Origin of the sequence: Streptococcus sp. 959, from assembly GCF_013277075.1 — a bacterium.
Taxonomy (GTDB): domain Bacteria; phylum Bacillota; class Bacilli; order Lactobacillales; family Streptococcaceae; genus Streptococcus; species Streptococcus pseudopneumoniae_C.
Genome location: NZ_VMMF01000007.1, coordinates 37,195 through 62,198, shown reverse-complemented (window position 1 = coordinate 62,198; position 25,004 = coordinate 37,195). Strand labels below are relative to the sequence as shown.

General features: G+C 40.0%; 18 protein-coding genes. 15 read left to right on the top strand and 3 right to left on the bottom strand.

The genetic code is table 11. The features are described 5' to 3' along the window. The first annotated feature begins 164 nt into the window (after positions 1-164). The 3 genes from adcAII (at position 165) to HT717_RS10035 (ending at position 7,831) form a co-directional block, all read left to right on the top strand. The gene (gene adcAII / locus HT717_RS02540; RefSeq protein ID WP_049539664.1) at positions 165-1,082 is read left to right on the top strand and encodes a zinc-binding lipoprotein AdcAII; all 918 of its coding nucleotides are present in this window, start codon (positions 165-167) and stop codon (positions 1,080-1,082) included. Between the two features lie 7 nt (positions 1,083-1,089). Continuing rightward, positions 1,090-4,125, top strand: coding sequence for a pneumococcal-type histidine triad protein (locus HT717_RS02535; RefSeq protein ID WP_049539663.1), 3,036 nt, complete (start codon positions 1,090-1,092; stop codon positions 4,123-4,125). Positions 4,126-4,312: 187 nt separating this feature from the next. After that, entirely contained in the window at positions 4,313-7,831 is a 3,519-nt protein-coding gene (locus tag HT717_RS10035) for a pneumococcal-type histidine triad protein (RefSeq protein WP_049539662.1), read from the top strand. A 254-nt stretch (positions 7,832-8,085) separates the two neighbouring features. On the opposite strand, the gene HT717_RS02525 is transcribed toward HT717_RS10035, so the two are convergent. Both HT717_RS02525 and HT717_RS09880 read right to left on the bottom strand, forming a co-directional pair. Next, positions 8,086-9,651 (bottom strand): ATP-binding cassette domain-containing protein, encoded by a 1,566-nt coding sequence (locus tag HT717_RS02525; protein ID WP_049539660.1) that lies wholly within the window; start codon positions 9,649-9,651, stop codon positions 8,086-8,088. A 56-nt stretch (positions 9,652-9,707) separates the two neighbouring features. Next, a complete protein-coding gene (locus HT717_RS09880) occupies positions 9,708-9,899 on the bottom strand; it encodes a hypothetical protein (protein WP_077805014.1) in 192 nt (63 codons plus the stop codon). A 396-nt stretch (positions 9,900-10,295) separates the two neighbouring features. Here HT717_RS09880 and HT717_RS02515 point away from each other — a divergent pair, with 396 nt between their 5' ends. From HT717_RS02515 to HT717_RS02485, 7 genes are all read left to right on the top strand, one after another. Next, positions 10,296-10,838, top strand: a complete 543-nt coding sequence (locus HT717_RS02515) for a DUF177 domain-containing protein (RefSeq protein WP_173304288.1) — start codon at positions 10,296-10,298, stop codon at positions 10,836-10,838. Continuing rightward, positions 10,838-11,467 (top strand): endonuclease III, encoded by a 630-nt coding sequence (nth, locus tag HT717_RS02510; protein WP_173304286.1) that lies wholly within the window; start codon positions 10,838-10,840, stop codon positions 11,465-11,467. Before HT717_RS02515 ends, nth begins: the two co-directional genes overlap by 1 nt. A gap of 210 nt (positions 11,468-11,677) precedes the next feature. Next, entirely contained in the window at positions 11,678-12,199 is a 522-nt protein-coding gene (gene pyrR / locus HT717_RS02505; RefSeq protein WP_000850023.1) for a bifunctional pyr operon transcriptional regulator/uracil phosphoribosyltransferase PyrR, read from the top strand. An 18-nt stretch (positions 12,200-12,217) separates the two neighbouring features. Further along, on the top strand, positions 12,218-13,141 hold the full coding sequence (locus HT717_RS02500; RefSeq protein ID WP_084926577.1) for an aspartate carbamoyltransferase catalytic subunit: 924 nt from the start codon (positions 12,218-12,220) through the stop codon (positions 13,139-13,141). Between the two features lie 49 nt (positions 13,142-13,190). Beyond that, entirely contained in the window at positions 13,191-14,270 is a 1,080-nt protein-coding gene (locus tag HT717_RS02495) for a carbamoyl phosphate synthase small subunit (RefSeq protein WP_000166852.1), read from the top strand. A 447-nt stretch (positions 14,271-14,717) separates the two neighbouring features. Next, entirely contained in the window at positions 14,718-17,894 is a 3,177-nt protein-coding gene (gene carB, locus HT717_RS02490; protein WP_049539279.1) for a carbamoyl-phosphate synthase large subunit, read from the top strand. A 348-nt stretch (positions 17,895-18,242) separates the two neighbouring features. Next, on the top strand, positions 18,243-19,160 hold the full coding sequence (locus HT717_RS02485) for a bifunctional riboflavin kinase/FAD synthetase (RefSeq protein WP_049539280.1): 918 nt from the start codon (positions 18,243-18,245) through the stop codon (positions 19,158-19,160). Between the two features lie 87 nt (positions 19,161-19,247). Here the strand turns inward: HT717_RS02485 and HT717_RS02480 are convergent, their stop codons facing one another. After that, positions 19,248-20,096 carry a YitT family protein gene (locus HT717_RS02480; protein ID WP_049539282.1) on the bottom strand — a complete coding sequence of 283 codons (849 nt, stop codon included), beginning with the start codon at positions 20,094-20,096 and terminating at the stop codon, positions 19,248-19,250. 141 nt (positions 20,097-20,237) lie between these two features. Between HT717_RS02480 and HT717_RS02475 the strand changes: the two genes are divergently transcribed. The 5 genes from HT717_RS02475 (at position 20,238) to vicK (ending at position 25,004) form a co-directional block, all read left to right on the top strand. Next, the gene (locus tag HT717_RS02475) at positions 20,238-21,077 is read left to right on the top strand and encodes a DegV family protein (RefSeq protein ID WP_049539284.1); all 840 of its coding nucleotides are present in this window, start codon (positions 20,238-20,240) and stop codon (positions 21,075-21,077) included. A 107-nt stretch (positions 21,078-21,184) separates the two neighbouring features. After that, a complete protein-coding gene (locus HT717_RS02470; RefSeq protein WP_020901100.1) occupies positions 21,185-21,460 on the top strand; it encodes an HU family DNA-binding protein in 276 nt (91 codons plus the stop codon). A 263-nt stretch (positions 21,461-21,723) separates the two neighbouring features. Then, a complete protein-coding gene (gene mutY, locus HT717_RS02465; protein WP_049539285.1) occupies positions 21,724-22,899 on the top strand; it encodes an A/G-specific adenine glycosylase in 1,176 nt (391 codons plus the stop codon). Positions 22,900-22,954: 55 nt separating this feature from the next. After that, positions 22,955-23,662: a response regulator YycF gene (gene yycF / locus HT717_RS02460; RefSeq protein ID WP_049539286.1), complete on the top strand. Its 708-nt coding sequence runs from the start codon at positions 22,955-22,957 to the stop codon at positions 23,660-23,662. Continuing rightward, on the top strand, positions 23,655-25,004 hold the full coding sequence (vicK, locus tag HT717_RS02455; protein ID WP_049539287.1) for a cell wall metabolism sensor histidine kinase VicK: 1,350 nt from the start codon (positions 23,655-23,657) through the stop codon (positions 25,002-25,004). Before yycF ends, vicK begins: the two co-directional genes overlap by 8 nt.

Here is a 25,004-nt window from a genome sequence, read left to right as displayed (position 1 = left end):
TTGATTTTCATTGAGTATATAAAGTGAGAATCTGTTGAGTTGTTGAAACTCAGCAGATTTTTATATGTGAAAGAAATTTCAAAATTTTTCTAAAAATAGCTTGACAGATTAAATTTTTAGGAGTAGAATGTTTACCAGTTAATTAAATAGTTAAGGGGTTATCCATGAAAAAACAAAGTTTATTTTTAGTATTGTTAAGTGTCTTTCTTTTGTGTTTAGGGGCTTGTGGTCAAAAGGAAAGCCAAACAGGGAAAGGGATGAAAATTGTGACTAGTTTCTATCCTATCTACGCTATGGTAAAGGAAGTATCTGGTGACTTGAATGATGTTCGAATGATTCAGTCAAGTAGCGGTATTCACTCTTTTGAACCTTCAGCAAATGATATCGCAGCCATCTATGATGCAGACGTCTTTGTTTATCATTCTCATACGCTCGAATCTTGGGCAGGAAGTTTAGATCCCAATCTAAAAAAATCTAAAGTTAAGGTTTTAGAGGCTTCAGAGGGAATGACCTTGGACCGCGTCCCAGGGCTAGAAGATGTGGAAGCAGGAGATGGTGTTGATGAAAAAACGCTCTATGACCCTCACACTTGGCTAGATCCTGAAAAAGCTGGCGAAGAAGCGCAGATTATCGCTGATAAACTTTCAGAGGTGGATAGTGAGCATAAAGAAACTTACCAGAAAAATGCGCAAGCCTTTATCAAAAAAGCTCAGGAATTGACTAAGAAATTCCAACCTAAATTTGAAAAAGCGAGTCAGAAAACCTTTGTAACACAACATACAGCCTTTTCTTATCTAGCTAAGCGATTTGGACTTAATCAATTGGGTATTGCAGGTATCTCTCCTGAACAAGAACCAAGTCCAAGACAACTAACTGAAATTCAGGAATTTGTTAAAACCTATAAGGTTAAAACGATTTTTACAGAAAGTAATGCTTCTTCAAAAGTAGCTGAAACTCTTGTCAAATCAACAGGTGTGGGTCTTAAAACTCTGAATCCTTTAGAGGCAGACCCACAAAATGACAAGACTTATCTAGAAAACCTTGAAGAAAATATGAGTGTTCTAGCAGAAGAATTGAAATGAGGAAAGAATGAAAATCAATAAAAAATATGTAGCAGGTTCGGTGGCAGTTCTTGCCCTAAGTGTTTGTTCCTATGAGCTTGGTCGGTATCAAGCTGGTCAAGTTAAGAAAGATTCTAATCGAGTTGCTTATATAGATGGTGATCAGGCTGGTCAAAAGGCAGAAAATTTGACACCAGATGAAGTCAGTAAGAGAGAGGGAATCAACGCCGAGCAAATCGTCATCAAGATTACGGATCAAGGTTATGTGACCTCTCATGGAGACCATTATCATTACTATAATGGGAAGGTTCCTTATGACGCTATCATCAGTGAAGAACTCCTCATGAAAGATCCGAATTATCAGTTGAAGGATTCAGACATTGTCAATGAAATCAAGGGTGGCTATGTGATTAAGGTAGACGGAAAATACTATGTTTACCTTAAAGATGCGGCCCATGCGGACAATATTCGAACAAAAGAAGAGATTAAACGTCAGAAGCAGGAACATAGTCATAATCATAATGCAAGCACAGATAATGCTGTTGCTGCAGCCAGAGCCCAAGGACGTTATACAACGGATGATGGGTATATCTTCAATGCGTCTGATATCATTGAGGACACGGGTGATGCTTATATCGTTCCTCATGGCAATCACTTCCACTATATTCCTAAGAGTGACTTGTCTGCTAGTGAATTAGCTGCAGCCCAAGCCTTCTTATCTGGAAAAGGGGGTCAATTAAGTACGGTTGAATATCGTTCAAGCAGATCTGAAACAAGATATAGTGTGAGAACGAGTCAATCTGTGTCTCCTCAAGATTCTGCCAAAGCTCCTGAAAGTCAAAGTGAGGACTTGGATAGTCTTCTTCAAGAATTGTACGCCTTGCCACTTAGCCAACGTCATGTGGAGTCTGATGGCTTAGTATTTGATCCAGCACAGATTACAAAACGTACTGCCAATGGTGTGGCAGTGCCTCATGGAGATCATTTCCATTTCATTCCTTATTCACAAATGTCTGCTTTGGAAGAAAAATTGGCTCGAAATCTGCCAATTGGAGGTCAGCCAGTTCAAGGTCATACTGATAATACGAAACCAAGCAGTCCTGAGAAAACAAGTTCAACACCAAGTTCAACCATTAAACCAAACTTTAATCTCAATACGCAGGCACCGAATCGAGGAACTGGAGGCGCTTATACAACGGATGATGGGTATGTCTTTAATCCGACAGATGTGATTGAAGATACAGGTGATGCTTTTGTTGTCCCTCACGGCAATCATTTCCACTATATTCCTAAGAGTGATTTGTCAGCAGGAGAATTAGCTGCTGCTCAAGCTTATTGGAATGGTAAACAGGGCTCACATTCTGCTATAAGTTCAAGTAAACCAAGTAGTGATAATGCTAAACCAACTCAACCAAGTTTGCCAGAGACTCCTAATCTGACTGTCACTCCAACTTATCATCAAAATCAAGGGGAAGATATTCCAACACTTTTACGTGAATTGTATGCCAAACCTTTGTCAGAACGACATGTGGAATCGGATGGCTTAGTCTTTGATCCGGCACAAATTATCAAACGTACAGCTAACGGTGTTGCAGTGCCTCATGGAGACCATTATCACTTTATTCCTTATTCACAAATGTCACCGCTGGAAGAAAAATTGGCTCGTATGATAGTTGTTAAGGGACAAAATGGCAGTGTCTTGCCAAGCGTCACTCCTTTGAAGCCAGCCCCTACTACCAAACCTCTTGCACCAGTGGAAAATAAACCGACTGAACTTGATGTCAACCAGGTTGTTAGAAAAGTTGGCGACGGTTATATTTTCGAGGATAAGGGAGTCAGTCGTTATGTTCTAGCTAAAGACTTGGCTAAGGATAAGATTGACGCTATTGAAAATCTCTTGTCTAAGAAAACTCAAGAGACACATGCCCTAGTTGCGAAGAAAGAAAATGTCGCTCCTCGTGATCAAGAATTTTATGATAAAGCATATAATTTATTGGCCGAGGCTCATAAAGCTTTGTCTGAAAATAAGGGTCGTACTTCTGATTTCCAGGTTTTAGACAAATTAGCAGAACGTTTGAATGATGAATCTTCTAATAAAGGAAAATTAGTAGATGATTTATTGGCATTCCTAGCACCAATTACCCATCCAGAACGTCTTGGTAAGCCAAATTCTCAAATTGAATATACCGAAAACGAAGTCCGTATTGCACAATTAGCTGATAAGTATACAACCTCAGATGGCTACATTTTTGACGAACATGATATTATCAGTGATGAAGGAGATGCCTATGTAACGCCTCATATGGGTCATAGTCACTGGATTGGAAAAGACAGTCTTTCTGATAAGGAAAAAGCAGCCGCTCAAGCCTATACTAAAGAAAAAGGAATCCTACCTCCATCTCCAGATGCAGATGCTCAAGCAAATCCAACTGGAGATAGTGCAGCCGCTATTTACAATCGTGTAAAAGGGGAGAAACGAATTCCACTTGTTCGACTTCCATACATGGTTGAGCATACAGTTGAGATAAAAAATGGTAATTTAATCATTCCTCATAAGGATCATTACCATAATATTAAATTCGCTTGGTTTGATGATCATTCATACAAGGCTCCAAATGGTTATACCTTGGAAGACTTATTTGCGACGATTAAGTACTATGTTGAACATCCTGACGAACGTCCACATTCTAATGATGGATGGGGTAATGCCAGCGAGCATGTCTTAGGTAAGAAAGACCACAGTGAAGATCCAAATAAGAACTTCAAAGCAGATGAAGAGCCAGTAGAGGAAACACCTGCTGAGCCAGAAGTCCCTCAGGTAGAGACTGAGAAAGTAGAAGCCAAACTCAAAGAAGCAGAAACTTTACTTGCTAAAGTAACGGATGCTAGTTTGAAAGCCAATGCGACTGAAACCCTAGCTGGTTTACGAAATAACTTGAGTCTCCAAACCATGGATAATAATGGTATCATGGTAGAAGTAGAAAAATTACTTGCTTTGTTAAAAGGGAGTGAGTCAGTAACGACGAAACCAGAAGCAGAGGTTTATCCTATTAAATCAAAATGATGTAAGAGTCAGTAGTAATACTGGCTTTTATTTTTTAAAATGTTATAAAAATCTTGACAGATAAGCTTAAAAAAGGTAAACTATTTACTGGTTAATTAATTGGTTAAATAACCAGTTTAGAAAAAATTGTTTAACCGAGAAAAAGAAGTTAAGAAAAAGCTTCATCATTTATTGAAATGAGGAATTTATGAAATTCAGTAAAAAGTATATAGCAGTCGGATCAGCTGTTATCGTGTCCTTGAGTCTATGTGCTTATGCGCTAAATCAGCATCGCTCGCAGGAAGATAAGGACAATAATCGTGTCTCTTATGTGGATGGCAGCCAGTCCAGTCAGAAAACTGAAAACCTGACACCAGATCAGGTTAGCCAAAAAGAAGGGATTCAGGCTGAGCAAATTGTCATCAAGATTTCAGATCAGGGTTATGTTACATCACATGGTGATCACTATCATTACTATAATGGGAAAGTTCCTTATGATGCCCTCTTTAGTGAAGAACTTTTGATGAAGGACCCAAACTATCAACTTAAGGATGGAGATATTGTCAATGAGGTCAAGGGTGGCTATATCATCAAGGTCGATGGAAAATATTATGTCTATTTGAAAGATGCAGCTCATGCTGATAATGTTCGAACCAAAGATGAAATCAACCGTCAAAAACAAGAACACGTCAAAGATAATGAGAAGGTCAGCTCAGATGTTTCTGTAGCAAGGTCTCAGGGACGCTATACAACAGATGATGGTTATGTCTTTAATCCAGCTGACATTATTGAAGATACTGGTGATGCTTATATCGTTCCTCATGGAGGTCACTATCACTACATTCCAAAAAGTGATTTATCTGCTAGTGAATTAGCAGTAGCCAAAGCTATTCTAGCTGGGAAAAATACGCAACCGAGTCAGTTAAGCTATTCTTCAACAGCTAGTGACAATAACACGCAATCTGTAGCACACGGATCAACTAGCAAGCCAGAAAGCAAAGTTGAAAATCTCCAAAGTCTATTGAAAGAACTCTATGATTCACCTAGCGACCAACGTTACAGTGAATCAGATGGCTTAGTCTTTGACCCTGCTAAGATTGTCAGTCGTACACCGAATGGAGTTGCGATTCCGCATGGCGACCATTATCACTTTATTCCTTACAGCAAACTCTCTGCTTTAGAAGAAAAGATTGCCAGAATGGTGCCTATAGGCGGAACTGGTTCTACAGTTTCTACAAATGAAAAACCTAATAAAGTAGCGTCTAGTCTTGGAAGTCTTTCAAGCAATCCTTCTTCTTCAACGACACGTAAGGAACTCTCTTCAACTTCTGATGGCTATATCTTTAATCCAAAAGATATCGTTGAAGAAACGGCTACAGCTTATATTGTAAGACATGGTGATCATTTCCATTACATTCCAAAATCGACCATAATTGGTCAACCGACTCTTCCAAATAATGGTCTAACAACACCTTCGCCATCTCTTCCAATCAATCCAGGAACTTCACATGAGGAGCATGAAGAAGGTGGACATGGATTTGATGCCAATCGTATTATTGCTGAAGATGAGCAAGGTTTTATCATGAGTCACGGTGATCACAATCATTACTTCTTCAAGAAGGATTTGACAGCAGACCAAATTAAGGCCGCGCAAGCCCACTTGAAAGGGGCAAATAAAACAACACCAAATCCAGCTCATGATGACGATCACGATGAAGATCATCATGGACACCATCATGATGAAGACCATGATCACGGTTTTGATGCTAATCGTGTTATCAGTGAGGATGAGCAAGGATTTGTCATGAGTCACGGAGACCACAATCATTATTTCTTCAAGAAGGACTTGACAGCGGAGCAAATTAAGGAAGCTCAGGATCATTTGAAAACACATCATGATGCAGAGCCTGTAAAACCTCTTGCTAAAACGGTAGAGTCTTTTTCAAGAGATGCTAGTGATGAAGAAAAAATTGCTTATATTTCTAAGACCTATGGTGTGCCACTTGAAGCTATTAGAATTTCAAACGGATTCTTTGTCTTTGGAAATCCAGACCAAGCCTACGATCCAACTCATATTCATCCTTACGCTGTTCGTAAGGAACACGTTCGGATTCCTCTTCAAACTGGAAATCCAGAACTTGATTTCCTAAATGAACTTTATACGACTGCCTTACGTGATGGTGTGTCTCCTTATAGTTTGCAGGTAGAAAATGGTAGTTTTGTGATCCCTCATGGTGACCATAATCACTACATCAAGGTTCAAACCAAGGGCTATGAAGTGGCTTTGAAAAATAAAATTCCAGCTCTACAATCCAACTACCAACCTGGAGCTTTTGATGAGAAGGTAGTTTTGGCAAAAGTAGACCAACTTCTAGCTGAAAGCAGAAACATCTATAAAGACAAACCTATCGAACAAAGACAGATAGAGTTAGCTTTAGGTCAGTTTACTGAAAACATGAAGAAACTGGCAACTAACTCTACAGCAGGTTATCTTGCAACACTGGATCTCTTTGATAAGCAATATATCCATATTGATGAAAGTATCAAGCCTGTTAAAACAAGTGCTTTAGATAAGAAATATCAGGCCTTGATTGATAAAATCAATACACTGGATACAGACTCTTACGGACTTCCTAAGAAAGATCTTCTTGTTCGACTCCAAGAAGCTAAGTTGGCTAAAGATGAGGCTGCTTTAGCAGCGGTTGAATCACAACTTCAAGCTCTTCAAGACTTTAATGATCGAACAGGTGTTACAACTGTAGAATACATCAAGTACTTCTACGAACACGTAAATGACGGTCGTTTGAGTGATGAACTTCGAAACAAAGTAGCTCAGTTGACTTGGACCTTGTATCAATCTCAATCCTTCCTTAAGGCAGCAGAATTGAACAAATTATTCCCAAGTATCTATCAGGCAAAACAAGAAGTGGAAGAAGCGTTGAAAGCTCAGCCAACTACTGCTAAATCGACTCATACAGTTCTAGATACTGAAAAAGTAGATAACCAAACTGCTAAGACAGCTATTTATGGCTTCTTGAAAGAATTGTACGGAGACTTTATGCCTGAAGAACATGTCAATCATGTTAGCAAGGAAGAAGTAGAAAGCCTCTTGAACAAGGCAACTCAACTCTTGGAACAAATCCAAGAAGAAGGAATCAGACAATCCTTGGCAGAAGAAGTAGAAAATCTCAAAGCTGCTACAAACAAGGCTGATGCAGATTTGGATGAAGTAAACAGTCAGGTGAAAGACGTCTTGACTCGTATCGCTAGCGCCCTTCAACAAGAGAAGGAAAATACTGAGCAAGATCCTCAGACACTTGTACTCTATCAAAAACTCTACGATATTCTCATGTCGCTTCACGCTTACTTAGAAAACAATAAGGGTTCTGATGCGGACTTTGATAAGGTAGATGCTTTACTAGATCAACTTTCTGCTAAGAGTAAAGATAAGGCTGCTTTACTTGAATTGACAAAAGCTATTCTGGTTTTGAATCAAGAAATCAAGTCAAAATCAAGTGCGAGTGAAGAAGCAACTCCAGCAACAAAGTCTGATAAGAACAGTACCGAAACTGAAACATCAGCAGCTGCAGAATCTAACAGTGAAACTGCAAGTGACGAAAATAAACCAAGCAACACAACAGATTCTAAACCTGCTGAATCAACTTCAGAAAAGGGAACAACAGAATCTACAACAAGTACTGGAAATCAAGAAAAACCAGTAGAGTAAAAAAGTTGGTAGTCGGAGATCTAGGAGATTTTGCCATTCAGGGCTGTTTCCCATTTCTCATTGTAATTATAAACCATGGTAACATAAGAAAACGAGCATTTCCAAAAGAGGAAGTGCTCGTTTTTTGATAGTTAGAAGTAGTTTTTATCCGTCTATTTAGAGTTGATTACAAGAAATGATTGACTTGACTGTGGATATAAGATTTATTCACTGATTATAATGTTCAAATAGCGCTCCAAAGCAAATAATTATCCTTATGAGTATAAATCTTCTAAATCAACGACTTCCAAACCATTTTTTGTCAAGCGATAGATGATCGAGCAGACCTCTTTTAAGAAACGACGGTCATGCGAAACAGTGATGAGACCGCCAGGATAAGTGGCAAAGAGTTTTCTGATTTGGGGTTGAGAAGTGGGAGAAAAGTTTCGTGTGGGTTCGTCCAACAGGAGAAAGTTTGGTTTGCGCAGCACTAAATCCAAAAGCAGGAGTTTTCCCTGTTGTCCACCAGATAAGGAGCGAATTTGATGTTGCATTTCTGGATAACTGAAATTGAGACTGGCTAAGTGAGATTGGATTTTCTGCAGTTCCTCTTTTTCCCCAGTTTTGCTCAGATAGGCGATTGGTGATAAATCCAATTCCAGTTTTTTGTGGTAATCTTGTGGCATATAACCAAGCAAAATTTCTCTTTTATCATTAAGAAGTTGCTGTAACTTGGCTAACAGAGTTGACTTTCCAATACCATTTGGGCCGATGATGCCAATTTTTTCTTGGCCACGAACAGTTAATTGTAGTTCTTGCACCAAAATTCGCTCGCCAATGGATAAATTTTCTTTTTCCAGTTGGATTAAGACTTTAGAAGCAGGTAATGGCTGTATATCTGAGAAGAAAAGTCTGATTTCTTCCTCTTCAAGTGGTTTTTGGGTCATGGACTGAGCTATCTTTTCAAAGCGTTTTTCTTGAGAGAGGACAGTTTTCATCTTTTTAGCCAATAGGCGCCCAGCAGTACTGTCTTTGGTAGCTCGAAGCGCAGTTTCTACATTTTGTTTAACTCGCCGATGCTTTTCCATGCTTTTATCATAGGCTCGTTGGTCGTTGGCAGCGTGCTGACTTTGTCTGACAAAATTAGCCTTTTTCTGCTCGCTATAGCTATCATAATCTAAATGCTCTACTAGTGTTTCCGCTTCTTTACGGTGCTTGACCAGTCGCAAGTGAACAATAGTGTCTGCCGTTTCAGAAAGAAAGTCCTCATCATGGGAAATGAAAATAACGGTTTGCCGAATCTTTCGAATCTGACCTTTTAGCCAATCAACTGTTTCAAGGTCCAGGTCATTTGAAGGTTCATCTAAAAATAGAATCTCAAAGGGTTTGGCTAACTCATGGATGAGCTGAATTTTCAAAGCTTCGCCCCCTGATAGACTGCCAATATTTTGGTCGCTAGCGAAACGATCGCTATCAAAATGCAATTCCTCAGCCAAACGATAGAGGATACTGTAGTCTAAATCAATAGAATCTAAAAAGAAGTAGTCGTGTAGACTTTTCTTTTTCAGCTCCTCGGGAAGTTTTTGAGGAATATAGGCTAGTGACTGATAGTCAGACTGGATGTCTCCCTTGATAGTGAAATCAGACAAATATTTCCCCATTAAAGTTTTAAGTAATGTTGATTTGCCATTTCCTTCCTCTCCAATAATAGCTACCTTTTCCCCGTCTTGGATGGTCATGCTGAGGTCAAAGACAAGGTCTCGTAAATCTTTGTTTTGTGTGATGGTCAGGTGATTGATTTTTATCATATGATTGCCCTTTCTAGAATGTTGATAGTGCATAACAAAAAGCTCTACTTTACTTAGTAGAGCCCAAAGTCTATGTCAAAAAAACTCTATTAATACTCTTCGAAAATCTCTTCAAACCACGTCAGCGTCGCCTTACCGTAGATATGGTTACTGACTTCGTCAGTTCTATCCACAACCTCAAAACAGTGTTTTGAGCTGACTTCGTCAGTCTTATCTACAACCTCAAAGCAGTGCTTTGAGCAACCTGCGGCTAGCTTCCTAGTTTGCTTTTTGATTTTCATTGAGTATAAAATGCCAGAAAAAGAGCATAAAAGAGCACACAAAAAGAGACAAAAACAAGATCTACTAAATAAAGGTTCTTTATTTGATAGACTTAGTTGTTCATGTCTCCTTTACCTCCGAGTATTAGTATCTTTATCCTATACCTTTCAGGTTATTTTGTCAACAGAAAATTGGAAATTCTAATCTCTAAAATCAGTGTGGTAGGCATTAGTAATGAGTTCTTTGTCTTCCATGTGAGCATCCTCCTTGCTCTGATGTATTATTGCCTATAGTATAGCACCAAAAAATATAGTGATAAATATATTAAAAAATCGAAATTTAATTACAGAGTTTGGTGTGCTGATTTGTAGGCTTTTCATGGTATAATCAAGAGAGTAAATCTTTATGGAGGAAGTATGAAATTAAATATTCAAGAAATTCGTAAGCAGTCTGAAGGCTTGCATTTTGAACAAACCTTAGACTTAGCCGCAGACCTGCGTGCACGCAATCAAGAAATTTTAGATATAAAAGATATCCTTGCAGTTGGGAAAGTACAGTACGAAGACCGTATGTATTTCTTAGATTATCAACTATCTTATACCATTGTTCTTGCTTCAAGTCGCAGTATGGAGCCAGTTGAGTTAGTTGAATCTTATCCAGTCACGGAAGTTTTCATGGAAGGCGCAACTAACCAGCTAGATCAAGAAGTTCTAGATGATGATTTGGTCTTGCCTATCAAAAATGGAGAACTTGACCTTGCTGAGAGCGTGTCAGACAATATCCTGCTTAATATCCCTATCAAGGTCTTGACAGCTGAAGAAGAGGTTGGTCAAGGATTTGTTTCTGGAAATGACTGGCAAATCATGACAGAGGAAGAATACCAGGCCCAACAAGCAGTTAAGAAAGAAGAAAACAGTCCTTTTGCTGGCTTACAAGGACTATTTGATGGGGACGAATAATGGTTTTGTCAAAAAAACGAGCACGAAAAGTGTTAGAAGAAATCATTGCTCTTTTTCCAGATGCTAAGCCTAGTCTTGATTTTACCAATCATTTTGAACTCTTGGTTGCTGTCATGTTATCAGCCCAGACAACAGACGCAGCAGTAAATAAGGCCACACCAGGTCTCTTTGCTGCCTTTCCAACGCCACAAGCCATGTCTGTGGCGACAGAGGGTGAGATTGCTTCACACATTTCTCGCCTGGGACTGTATCGGAACAAGGCTAAATTCCTTAAAAAATGTGCCCAACAGTTACTAGACGATTTTGATGGTCAAGTCCCTCAGACACGTGAGGAATTGGAGAGTTTGGCAGGTGTTGGTCGCAAGACAGCCAATGTTGTTATGAGTGTGGGGTTTGGGATTCCAGCTTTTGCAGTGGATACTCATGTGGAGCGTATTAGCAAACACCACGATATCGTCAAAAAATCAGCGACACCTCTTGAGGTGGAAAAGCGGGTCATGGATATCTTGCCACCGGAGCAGTGGTTAGCTGCTCATCAGGCCATGATTTATTTTGGAAGAGCTATTTGTCATCCTAAAAATCCAGAGTGTGACCAGTACCCACAGTTATATGATTTTAGCAATTTATAAAATGGGGTTTCAAAAGTTTTTGCTTGATTTTAAGCATGCTTTGTGCTATAGTAATTGGTAACTAAATATTCCTTTAAACCTGTCCCGTGAGGCAGGCAAGGAGCGTGATAAAGTAGAAGGGTAAAGTCTATACTGTTTGCAGTAGGGCTTGCTTAGCTATACATTTCAAGTCTCCTTGTTTAAGGAGACTTTTCTTTTTGGAGGTTTGTCATGAAGACAAAAGAAGTTGTAGACGAATTGACCGTCAAACGGGCGATTACGCGTATTACTTACGAGATTATCGAACGCAACAAAGATTTGAATAAAATTGTCTTGGCTGGTATTAAAACTCGTGGTGTCTTTATCGCCCACCGTATTCAAGAACGTTTGGAGCAACTAGAAAATCTTTCAGTTCCTGTTGTGGAATTGGATACAAAACCTTTCCGTGATGATGTTAAAAGTGGAGAAGATACTTCTTTGGTTTCTGTTGATGTAACAGACCGTGAAGTTATCTTGGTGGACGATGTGCTCTATACAGGTCGTACCATCCGTGCTGCTATTGATAATATTGTCGGTCATGGTCGTCCTGCGCGCGTGAGTTTAGCAGTTCTAGTCGATCGTGGACATAGAGAATTGCCTATCCGTCCAGATTACGTTGGGAAAAATATCCCAACTAGTCGTTCTGAAGAAATCATCGTAGAGATGGCAGAACTTGATGGTCAAGACAGAGTTCTGATTACTGAAGAAGCTTAGAAAGCTAAAGGAGTAACCATGTCAGAAAATCAACAAGCATTGAACCATGTGGTGTCCATGGAAGACCTCACTGTCGATCAAGTGATGAAATTGATCAAGCGAGGAATTGAGTTTAAAAACGGAGCTCAGCTTCCCTATGAAGACCACCCGATTGTTTCCAATCTTTTCTTTGAGGATTCTACACGGACGCATAAGTCCTTTGAAGTGGCAGAGATTAAACTGGGATTGGAACGACTTGACTTTGATGTGAAGACTAGTTCAGTTAATAAAGGGGAGACACTTTATGATACCATTTTGACTCTGTCTGCTCTAGGAGTGGATGTCTGTGTGATTCGCCACCCTGAGGTTGACTACTACAGAGAGTTAATTGCTAGTCCCACGATTACGACTTCCATCATCAATGGTGGAGATGGTTCGGGACAACACCCTAGCCAGAGCTTGCTTGATTTGATGACTATTTATGAGGAATTTGGTCACTTTGAGGGTCTCAAGGTTGCGATTGCAGGTGACTTGGACCATTCACGCGTTGCCAAATCCAATATGCAGATTTTGAAACGCTTAGGTGCAGAACTTTATTTTGCTGGACCTGAGGAATGGAGAAGTCAAGAGTTTGCAGACTATGGACAGTTTGTAACTATTGATGAAATCATTGATCAGGTGGATGTCATGATGTTTCTCCGTGTGCAACATGAACGCCATGAAAGTGGAGCTGTCTTTTCAAAAGAAGACTACCATGCTCAACATGGCTTGACTCAAGAACGTTATGACCGTTTGAAAGAAACAGCAATCCTCATGCACCCAGCTCCAGTCAACCGTGATGTAGAAATCGCAGACCACTTGGTTGAAGCACCAAAATCACGGATTGTCCAACAAATGACCAATGGTGTCTTTGTTCGAATGGCAATCTTAGAATCCGTACTGGCGAGTAGAAACGCCAACTAAAACACAAGACGTTAAAAGACGCCAGTGAGCGTCCACGAGAGGTGAAAATATGACAAAAAGACTTCTAGTATTAGAAGATGGCACAGTTTTTGAAGGCAAGGCCTTCGGAGCAGATATTGATGTAACAGGCGAAATCGTCTTTAATACAGGGATGACCGGCTACCAAGAATCCATTACAGACCAGTCTTATAATGGACAAATCTTGACCTTTACTTATCCTTTGGTGGGAAATTATGGAATTAACCGTGATGATTACGAATCTATTATTCCAACTTGTAAGGGAGTCGTTGTTTTCGAAGAAGCACGTAGAGCAAGCAACTGGCGAAATCAAATGACGCTGGATGAATTTTTGAAAGCCAAGAAGATCCCGGGTATTTCAGGAATTGATACGCGTGCCCTTACTAAGATTATCCGTAAGCATGGTACTATGCGTGCAACCTTGACCCATGTTGGAGACAGCATGGATCATGTGACGGACCAGCTCCAAGCAACAGTCTTGCCGACAGACAATATCAAGCAGGTTTCTACTAAAACTTCATATCCAGCTCCAGGAGTTGGTTTGAGCGTGGTGCTAGTGGACTTTGGTCTCAAGCACTCAATCTTACGTGAGCTTTCTAAACGCAACTGTAACGTGACCGTCGTTCCTTATTCGACAACGGCTGAAGAAATTCTCCATCTCAATCCTGACGGAGTTATGTTGTCAAATGGTCCAGGTAACCCCGAAGACGTTCCACAGGCACTAGATATGATTCGCGGTGTGCAAGGAAAAATTCCAATTTTTGGTATTTGTATGGGGCACCAACTCTTCGCCATGGCAAACGGGGCAAAGACTTACAAGATGAAGTTTGGTCACCGTGGCTTTAACCATGCAGTACGTGAAATTGCTACAGGACGTGTAGACTTCACCAGCCAAAACCATGGTTATGCAGTCAGTCGTGAGGATTTGCCAGATCACTTGATTATTACCCACGAAGAAATCAATGACAAGTCAGTTGAAGGTGTGCGTCACAGATACCAACCTGCTTTCTCTGTTCAGTACCACCCAGATGCAGCCCCTGGTCCACACGACGCAAGCTACCTATTCGACGAGTTTATCGAGATGATGGAAGCTTTTAAACAATCAAACTAAGAACGAGTAAAAGCTCGTCGGAGAATTTATGTAACTGAACACGGACGGAAAGCTCGGAATTTAGAGAAACCAACTTGGATTGTCAATCCTTCCTTGGTTTCCTAAAATTCAATCGCTTTCTATTCGTCCTTTGTATCTTATTTAATGTCGCTCTGTGAGGCGACGAATAGAAAGGCAGGTCGTTTCTTTTAGTCGCTATCAGGCGAACTAAAAACTCCCTGCACTAGATTTTTTATCGAAAAATATCGTTTCTCTAAAAAATCGTCGGAGAATTTATTTAATGGCAACCCGAGAGTTGCCGAATAGAAAGGAGAAGATACATTGTTCGCGGAAGTGAACACGCCCTAAGAACTGTGTGAAAAAGATAAACATCGTCTTGACGCTGAAGGCGTCTGCACCGAGTTTCCTATTTTCACTGTGTTCTTTACGGGCTTTGTATCATAAACTATGCCTAAACGTACTGATATTCAAAAAATTATGGTGATTGGTTCTGGTCCGATTATTATTGGTCAGGCTGCTGAGTTTGACTACGCTGGGACCCAAGCCTGCTTGTCGTTGAAAGAGGAAGGTTATGAGGTTGTCTTAGTTAACTCAAACCCTGCCACCATCATGACGGACAAGGAGATTGCAGACAAGGTTTACATCGAACCAATTACACTTGAGTTTGTGACACGTATTCTTCGTAAGGAACGTCCAGATGCCTTGCTTCCAACTCTTGGTGGGCAAACAGGGCTCAATATGGCCATGGAATTGTCTAAAAATGGTATTCTTGATGAGCTTGGTGTCGAACTTCTGGGGACTAAATTATCTGCCATTGACCAAGCGGAGGACCGCGATCTCTTTAAACAATTGATGGAAGAACTCAAGCAACCAATTCCAGAATCAGAAATTGTCAACACGGTTGAAGAAGCTGTTGCCTTTGCAGCAACTATTGGTTACCCAGTCATCGTTCGTCCAGCCTTTACCCTTGGTGGTACTGGTGGTGGTATGTGTGCTAACGAGGAAGAATTGCGTGAAATCGCTGAAAATGGGTTGAAATTGTCACCTGTTACCCAATGTTTGATTGAACGTTCCATTGCTGGCTTCAAGGAAATCGAATACGAAGTCATGCGTGACTCAGCTGACAATGCTTTGGTTGTTTGTAACATGGAAAACTTTGACCCAGTTGGAATTCACACAGGAGATTCTATCGTATTTGCCCCTGCGCAAACCATGTCCGACTATGAAAACCAAATGCTTCGTGATGCTAGTTTGAGCATTATCCGCGCTCTCAAGATTGAAGGCGGATGTAACGTTCAGCTTGCGCTTGATCCCCACAGCTTCAAGTACTATGTCATCGAAGTAAACCCTCGTGTATCACGTTCTTCAGCCCTTGCATCTAAGGCGACAGGTTATCCGATTGCCAAATTGGCCGCTAAGATTGCCGTCGGTTTGACCTTGGATGAGGTTATCAACCCAGTTACAGGTTCAACCTATGCCATGTTTGAGCCAGCCCTCGACTACGTCGTTGCCAAGATTCCACGTTTCCCATTTGACAAGTTTGAAAAGGGTGAGCGCCGCCTGGGTACTCAGATGAAGGCGACTGGAGAAGTCATGGCGATAGGTCGTAACATCGAAGAGTCACTTCTTAAAGCTTGTCGTTCCCTTGAAATTGGTGTGCACCACAATGAAATACCTGAACTTGCAGCAGTTTCTGATGATTCCTTGATTGAAAAGGTTGTCAAGGCCCAAGATGATCGTCTCTTCTATGTGTCAGAAGCCATTCGCCGTGGTTACACACCAGAAGAAATCGCTGAGCTTACAAAAATTGATATCTTTTACCTTGATAAACTCTTGCATATCTTTGAAATCGAGCAAGAATTGGGTGCTCATTCACAAGATCTAGACGTTTTGAAAACTGCCAAACTCAATGGTTTCTCAGACCGTAAGATTGCGGAACTTTGGGAAACGACAGCAGACCAAGTTCGCCAACTTCGTTTGGAAAATAAGATTGTCCCAGTTTACAAGATGGTTGATACTTGTGCGGCAGAGTTCGACTCTGAAACACCATATTTCTATTCAACCTATGGCTGGGAAAATGAGTCTATCAAGTCTGATAAGGAATCTGTACTTGTCCTAGGTTCAGGTCCAATCCGTATCGGTCAAGGGGTTGAGTTTGACTACGCAACAGTTCACTCTGTTAAGGCTATTCAGGCTGCTGGCTACGAAGCCATCATCATGAACTCAAACCCAGAAACCGTTTCAACCGACTTCTCTGTATCGGATAAACTTTACTTTGAACCATTGACATTTGAAGATGTCATGAATGTCATTGACCTTGAGCAACCAAAAGGTGTTATCGTTCAGTTTGGTGGTCAAACAGCTATTAACCTTGCTGAGCCATTAGCAAAAGCTGGTGTAACTATCCTTGGTACGCAGGTTGCTGACCTAGACCGTGCCGAAGACCGTGATCTCTTTGAGCAAGCTCTCAAAGACTTGGATATTCCACAGCCTCCTGGACAGACTGCAACAAACGAAGAAGAAGCAGTGCTTGCAGCTCGCAAGATTGGCTTCCCAGTCCTCGTTCGTCCTTCTTATGTCTTGGGTGGGCGTGCTATGGAAATCGTAGAAAACGAAGAAGATCTTCGCACTTATATGCGAACAGCTGTTAAGGCTAGTCCAGACCATCCAGTTCTTGTCGACTCTTATATCGTTGGACAAGAATGTGAAGTTGATGCTATCTCAGATGGACAAAATGTCCTTATCCCTGGTATCATGGAGCATATCGAACGTGCTGGTGTCCACTCAGGTGACTCCATGGCTGTTTATCCTCCACAAACCTTATCTCAAAAAGTCCGAGAAACCATTGCGGACTACACAAAACGCTTAGCTATTGGTCTTAACTGCCTTGGAATGATGAATATCCAGTTTGTCATCAAGGATGAAAAAGTCTACGTTATTGAAGTCAATCCACGAGCTAGCCGTACCGTACCATTCCTTTCTAAAGTAACCAACATCCCTATGGCTCAGGTAGCAACTAAGTTGATTCTTGGACAAAGTCTTGAAGAACTTGGTTACCAAGATGGACTTTATCCAGAAAGCACTCGCGTTCATATCAAGGCGCCAGTCTTCTCCTTTACCAAACTAGCTAAGGTAGACAGCCTTCTTGGTCCTGAAATGAAGTCAACAGGGGAAGTTATGGGGTCTGATACCACTCTTGAAAAAGCTCTCTATAAAGCTTTTGAAGCTTCATACCTCCACTTGCCAACCTTTGGGAATGTTGTATTCACCATCGCAGATGATGCAAAAGAAGAAGCATTGGAATTGGCGCGTCGTTTCCAAAATATTGGTTATGGAATCCTCGCGACAGAAGGGACAGCAGCCTTCTTTGCTAGTCATGGAATGCAAGCCCAACCTGTTGGTAAGATAGGTGATGATGATAAGGATATTCCAAGCTTTGTTCGCAAAGGAAGAATCCAAGCTATCATTAACACAGTTGGAACCAAACGTACTGCTGATGAAGATGGTGAGCAAATTCGTCGTTCAGCCATTGAACATGGTGTACCACTCTTCACAGCCCTAGATACAGCTAATGCCATGCTTAAGGTACTTGAAAGCCGTAGTTTTGTCACAGAAGCAATCTAGTTGAGAAAAATTTTTTACAGTTTTAAAGCCAGCGTCAGAAATCGCTGGCTTTTATAGTGGATTGAAGTTGGGATAATACGCTTTGCTTTCTAAAAAATGTTATAATAGATTGAAATAAAATATGAACAAAACGATCAGGAAGGTCAAATGAATTTCTAAAATGTTTTAGTAGCTATAGTGTGGTGTTCTAGTTTCAATCTACTATAGAAATTAATTTTAATTCCATAATCCATCACTCATTTTTGTTGCAGGATACTTACTTTTGTAAAAATGGTCATTTCAGGTGAAAAAAACGACATTTCAGATTTTCTGTTCCAGAAATAGCTATCGCTATGATATAATTATTTTATGATTATTACTATTCCTATAAAAAACCAAAAAGATATTGGCACACCATCTGATTCAGTCGTTGTTCTCGGCTATTTTGATGGTATACACAAGGGGCATCAAGAATTATTTCGTGTTGCCAATAAGGCTGCGATGAAGGATTTATTGCCTATCGTCGTTATGACCTTTAATGAATCTCCAAAGATTGCTTTAGAGCCCTATCATCCAGATTTATTTTTGCATATTTTGAACCCTGCTGAACGTGAAAGAAAATTAAAACGTGAAGGTGTAGAGGAATTATATCTCCTTGATTTTAGTAGTCAATTCGCTAGTCTCACAGCAGAAGAATTTTTTGCAACTTATATCAAAGCTATGAATGCTAAAATTATTGTTGCAGGTTTTGATTATACATTTGGTTCTGACAAAAAAACGGCAGAAGATCTAAAGGATTACTTTGATGGAGAAGTTATCATTGTCCCACCTGTAGAAGATGAGAAAGGAAAGATTAGTTCAACTCGTATCCGTCAAGCTATTTTAGACGGAAATGTGAAAGAAGCAGGAGAACTTTTGGGGGCACCACTTCCATCAAGAGGTATGGTGGTTCATGGTAATGCTCGTGGTCGTACGATTGGTTATCCGACAGCTAATTTGGTGCTTTTAGACCGTACTTATATGCCAGCAGACGGTGTTTATGTCGTTGATGTTGAGATTCAAAGACAGAGGTATCGTGCTATGGCTAGTGTTGGAAAAAATGTGACCTTTGATGGAGAAGAAGCACGTTTTGAAGTCAATATTTTTGATTTTAATCAAGATATTTATGGGGAAACCGTCATGGTTTATTGGCTTGATCGAATTCGTGATATGACCAAATTTGATTCTGTGGACCAATTAGTGGATCAGTTAAAGGCAGATGAAGAAGTTGCTCGGAATTGGTCTTAAGAGCATAAGTAAACAAAAAAGAGGTTGTTTGTAACCCAAAAGATAGATGTATAAGTCTAACTTTTGAGGTCACTACACTACCTCTTTTTATTCTTTTTCAAAGGTGAATCCTTCTCCAAGGATTTCGTGGGCTTCTGTAATAGTTATAAAGGCTTGAGGATCGATTCGATGAATCATTTCCTTCATTTTCACAATTTCATTTCTGCCGACAATACAGTAAATGATTTTCAAATTTTCTTTACTATAGTAGCCTTGACCGGAAATAAAAGTAACGCCTCTTCCTAGGTCATCATTAATAGTTTTAGCAAGTTGGTCAGGACGTTTTGTGATAATCATAAAGCCTTTACCAGCATAGCCACCTTCTCCAATCAAATCAATGACACGAGAAACGATAAAATCAAATAAGAGCGTGTAAGAAACCAATCTCAAATCCTTGAAGATTAGGAGAATGAGCATGAGAATACAAAAATCTAAGATAAAGAGTAGTTTCCCCATAGATATATGAGTGTATTTGTTGAGAATACGAGCTAGAATATCAGTTCCACCAGTTGTACCTCCAGCATTAAAGATAATTCCAAGACCGATTCCCAATAGAATTCCCGCTATAAGAGCTGTGATTAGTAAATCACCTTGAAGGTCAATATGAAGGGGAATACGTTCAAAAAAAGCTAACCAGGCGGATAAGGCTAAGGTTCCTAGCAAACTAGAATAGAGGGATTTTGCTCCAAATATTTTCCAAGCTAGAATGAAAAGGGGAATGTTAATCAGCAAGTTCATGAGCGAAACAGGGATTTTAAAAAGATAAAAGGTGATAAGGGTAATACCTGTCGCCCCTCCTTCAAAGAGATGATGAGGGACTACAAAATAAGTCAGTCCAAAAGCATAAATAGCAGCACCTAGTAAAATGGTAAAAATGGGGTAAATTTTTTTAATCATAGGACACCTCTTTTCTTATAAGATGATTATATCAAATTTTTACGGAAAATTTGATTGACTCCATTAGGATTTTTAATATTTTTTTGATATAATTAGAAGTAAGAAAACCAATCTGAATCCTAAAATAGAAAGATTGATACTATGACAAAAATTAAGATTGTAACCGATTCATCTGTTACCATTGAACCAGAACTAGTAAAACAATTAGATATTACAATTGTTCCATTATCTGTAATGATTGATAATGTTGTTTATTCTGATGCGGATTTGAAAGAAGAAGGTAAATTTCTTCAGTTGATGCAAGAAAGTAAGAATCTTCCGAAAACAAGTCAACCACCTGTAGGTGTCTTTGCTGAAGTTTTTGAAGACCTATGCAAGGATGGTAGCCAGATTCTTGCTATTCATATGTCCCATGCCCTTTCTGGTACTGTAGAAGCAGCACGTCAAGGTGCTAGCTTATCTACTGCCGATGTGACAGTTATTGATAGTTCCTTCACTGACCAAGCCTTGAAATTCCAAGTTGTTGAGGCTGCGAAATTAGCACAAGAAGGTAAAGATATGGAGACGATTTTAGCTCACGTAGAAGATGTAAAAAAACATACGGAGCTCTACATTGGTGTTTCTACTCTAGAAAATCTAGTAAAAGGTGGACGAATTGGCCGTGTAACTGGATTGTTGAGCTCCCTTCTTAATATCCGTGTTGTCATGCAAATGAAAGACCATGAATTGCAGCCAATTGTTAAAGGTCGTGGAGCTAAAACCTTTAAAAAATGGTTGGATGAGTTGACAACATCTCTCTCTGAACGTTCTGTAGCAGAGATTGGAATTTCATATTCTGGTAATGCTGATTGGGCAAAAGAGATGAAAGAAAGCTTACAAGCTTATGCTGAAAAGCCAATTTCTGTTTTAGAAACCGGTTCTATTATTCAGACACATACAGGTGAGAATGCCTGGGCTATTTTGGTACGTTACCAGTCCTAAAAAAATAAAGAAAATGCGAATAAACAGCGTTTTTAACTTGACCTATAAGGGATTTTAGGATATGATTATATTTGTTAATTAGAAATTAATTTGGAGGAATCATTAACATGGCAAACAAACAAGATTTGATCGCTAAAGTAGCAGAAGCTACAGAATTGACTAAGAAAGACTCAGCAGTAGCAGTTGAAGCTGTGTTCGCAGCAGTAGCTGACTACCTTGCAGCTGGTGAAAAAGTTCAATTGATCGGTTTTGGTAACTTTGAAGTTCGTGAGCGTGCTGCACGTAAAGGTCGCAACCCACAAACTGGTAAAGAAATCACAATTGCAGCTTCTAAAGTTCCAGCATTCAAAGCTGGTAAAGCTCTTAAAGACGCTGTTAAATAATTAGCCTTTGAAAAGCCTATCATATCAAGCATTTGAGCTTGTGTGACAGGCTTTTCTTTTGGTTTTGGGGCAAAACACTATTTTTTTCACTTGTTTTACAATCAAAGCTTGAAAGTGGATAATCACATTCTCCGATACTTTATTGATTTTCAGTTGAAGTCATGTCAAATATTTAAGTAGATAGAAAGGTTATATACTATCTATTGAAAATATTATAAATCAGATACAAAGACAGGTGAAATCTTCTGTGTTATACTAGAGATATGTTAGATTTGAAAGAATACGGTATCGTCATGTGGCCGGAGGAGAAGATTAGTTCTTTCCGTGAGAAACTTCTCGCTTGGTATGATGAAAACAAACGAGATTTACCTTGGCGTAGAAGTAAAAATCCTTATCATATCTGGGTATCTGAAATCATGCTCCAGCAGACCAGGGTGGATACAGTTATCCCATACTACGAACGATTCTTGGACTGGTTTCCAACAGTAGAAAGTTTGGCAACTGCGCCTGAAGAGCATTTGTTGAAGGCTTGGGAGGGACTGGGATATTATTCTCGAGTACGCAATATGCAGGCTGCGGCCCAGCAGATTATGGATGACTTTGGGGGTCAATTTCCAAATACCTATGAAGGAATTTCCAGTTTGAAAGGAATTGGCCCTTACACAGCAGGAGCCATTTCTAGTATTGCTTTTAACTTGCCTGAGCCAGCGGTCGATGGCAATGTCATGCGTGTTTTGGCGCGTCTATTTGAAGTCAACCACGATATTGGCATTCCAAGTAATCGTAAAATTTTTCAGGCGATGATGGAAATCTTGATTGATCCGGATCGTCCTGGCGACTTTAACCAAGCTTTGATGGACTTAGGGTCTGATATTGAGGCTCCTGTAAATCCTAGGCCAGAAGAAAGTCCAGTGAAGGACTTTAGTGCAGCATATCAGAATGGAAGCATGGACCATTATCCAATTAAGGCTCCAAAGAAAAAGCCAGTTCCCATTTATCTAAAAGCCTTAGTTGTGAAAAATGCTCAGGGGCAATTTTTACTTGAAAAAAATGAAAGTGAAAAGTTATTGGCAGGATTTTGGCATTTCCCCTTGATAGAAGTAGATGAGTTTTCGCAAGAAGAGCAGTTTGACCTCTTTCATCAGGTTGCAGAAGAAAGCTTGAACTTTGGTCCCAGTCCAGAAGAGAGTTTCCAGCAGGACTATGACTTAGATGTTGATTGGCTTGAAGTTTGTTTTGAGACTGTCAAGCATGTCTTTAGCCATCGCAAGTGGCATATTCAAATTGTAGCAGGTCAGGTGAGTGATTTCCATGATTTTTCAGATAGGGAAGTTCGCTGGCTTTCACCAGAAGAGTTCAAGGATGTTCCACTTGCCAAACCACAACAAAAAATCTGGCAGGCTTATGAAAAAACCAACTTAGACAGTAGCAAAGACTAGCTATCGTGTCTTCTTGCTATTTTTTTGGTATAATAGTAGAGAAAAAGGTGAACATATGAAAAAAATATTAATTGTAGATGATGAAAAACCAATCTCGGATATTATCAAGTTTAATATGACCAAGGAAGGTTACGAAGTTGTAACTGCTTTTAATGGTCGTGAAGCACTAGAACAATTTGAAGCAGAGCAGCCAGATATTATTATTCTGGATTTGATGCTTCCAGAAATTGATGGTTTAGAAGTTGCGAAGACTATTCGCAAGACGAGTAGTGTGCCTATTATCATGCTCTCAGCTAAGGATAGCGAATTTGATAAGGTTATCGGTTTAGAGCTTGGGGCGGATGACTATGTAACCAAACCCTTCTCAAATCGTGAGTTGCAGGCGCGTGTCAAAGCCCTTCTTCGTCGTACAGATTTGACTTCTGTAGATAATCAAGAGTCTGATGAAAAGAAAACTCAACCCTTGCAAATTGGGGACTTGGAGATTGTGCCAGATGCCTACGTGGCTAAAAAATATGGTGAAGAACTAGACTTAACTCACCGTGAATTTGAGCTTTTGTATCACTTGGCTTCTCATATCGGTCAAGTCATTACGCGTGAACACTTGCTTGAAACGGTCTGGGGTTATGATTATTTTGGAGATGTTCGAACAGTTGATGTAACTATCAGACGTTTGCGTGAAAAGATTGAAGACACACCAAGTCGTCCTGAGTATATCCTAACACGCCGCGGTGTTGGTTATTATATGCGAAATAATGATTAAACTAATTAAAGACACAGTTTTAACCAGTGATTTTATCTTTATCCTTATTTTACTTGGCTTTATTTTAGTCGTGACCTTGCTTTTACTAGAAAATCGTCGGGATAATATTCGATTGAAGCAAATCAATCAAAAGGTAAAAGACCTGATTGCAGGAGATTATTCTCAGGTATTGGATATGCAGGGAAGCTCTGAAATCACTAATATTACCAATAATCTCAATGATTTATCAGAAGTAATTCGCTTGACTCAAGAAAATCTGGAACAAGAGAGTAAACGGTTACACAGTATCCTCTCTTACATGACGGATGGAGTTCTTGCGACTAATCGTCGTGGGAAGATTACCATGATTAATGACACGGCTAAGAAACAGTTAGGTGTTCAGAAAGAAGATGTTCTCAACAAAAGTATTCTAGAGTTGCTTAAGATTGAAGGTGAGTATGAACTTCGTGATTTGATTACCCAAATTCCTGAGCTCATCATTGATTCTCAGGATGATAATGGTGAGTATCTGAGCCTTCGTGTACGCTTTGCCTTAATCCGTAGAGAGTCTGGCTTTATTTCTGGTTTGGTTGCTGTTTTACACGATACGACAGAGCAGGAGAAGGAAGAACGGGAACGGAGACTCTTTGTTTCTAACGTTAGTCATGAGTTAAGGACGCCGCTGACTAGTGTAAAATCCTATCTTGAAGCCTTGGATGAGGGAGCCTTGTCAGAACCTGTTGCACCAGACTTTATCAAGGTGTCTCTAGACGAAACCAACCGTATGATGAGGATGGTGACAGACCTTCTTCATCTTTCACGAATTGATAATGCAACCAGCCACCTGGATGTGGAATTGATTAATTTTACTGCATTTATTACCTTTATTCTCAACCGTTTTGATAAGATGAGGGGACCAGATGAAGAGAAAAAATATGAATTAGTCAGAGATTACCCCATTACTTCAGTCTGGATTGAGATTGATACAGATAAGATGACGCAGGTGATTGATAATATTCTCAACAATGCCATCAAGTATTCTCCAGATGGTGGGAAAATCACAGTGACCATGAAGACAACTGATGATCAGATGATTTTATCGATCTCAGACCAAGGCTTGGGTATTCCTAAGCAGGATTTACCTCGTATCTTTGACCGTTTCTATCGCGTTGACCGTGCTAGAAGTCGTGCCCAAGGTGGTACGGGTCTGGGGCTGGCTATTGCCAAAGAAATTATTAAACAACATAAGGGCTTTATTTGGGCCAAGAGTGAATACGGTAAGGGATCAACCTTCACCATTGTGCTCCCTTATGATAAGGATGCAGTGAAAGAAGAAGTATGGGAGGATGAAGTAGAGGACTAG